This is a genomic window from Acinetobacter sp. NIOH-H-8 (assembly GCF_046635365.1).
Lineage (GTDB): Bacteria > Pseudomonadota > Gammaproteobacteria > Pseudomonadales > Moraxellaceae > Acinetobacter.
The window spans coordinates 1-483 of sequence record NZ_JBHDVN010000147.1 but is presented as its reverse complement, the minus strand read 5'-3'; the positions used below and the strand labels follow the sequence as shown (position 1 = coordinate 483).

At 49.7% G+C, this 483-nt stretch carries 2 protein-coding genes; one reads left to right on the top strand and one right to left on the bottom strand.

The window, feature by feature from the left end:
- Positions 1–94 precede the first annotated feature (94 nt).
- On the top strand, positions 95–310 hold the full coding sequence (locus ACEWB7_RS17495; RefSeq protein WP_001396495.1) for a YceK/YidQ family lipoprotein: 216 nt from the start codon (positions 95–97) through the stop codon (positions 308–310).
- Here the strand turns inward: ACEWB7_RS17495 and ACEWB7_RS17490 are convergent.
- A partial coding sequence (locus ACEWB7_RS17490) for a hypothetical protein (RefSeq protein ID WP_411581022.1) occupies positions 311–483 on the bottom strand: 173 nt, incomplete at its 5' end.

Genomic DNA, 483 nt, shown 5'->3' with positions numbered 1-483 from the left:
GTTCACGCCGCATCCGGCAAAAACAACGAGCCAATAAAAATACCGGCGTTATGCCGGTATTTTTTTACGAAAGAGGTATCAAATGCGTTTAATTGTGGTGAGCATCATGGTGACCTTGCTGAGTGGCTGTGGCAGCATCATTAGCCGCACTATACCGGGGCAGGGGCATGGCAACCAATATTATCCCGGTGTGCAATGGGATGTGCGTGACTCCGCCTGGCGTTATGTCACAATCCTTGATCTGCCATTCTCCCTGGTTTTTGATACTTTACTGCTGCCGATCGACATTCATCATGGCCCGTATGAGTAATTAACGTTCATCCCACTCATCAGCTGCTGCGCGTCCTTCCTCTGTATCCATCGGTGGCTCAAGCTGAAATTCCCCCTCGTCCCATTCATGTAATGTATTCTCTTCCTGCCACTCCTGGCGTATCTCTATCTCATCATAGTCGCCATCAAAAACACTTTGCGCGGCTTCACCGC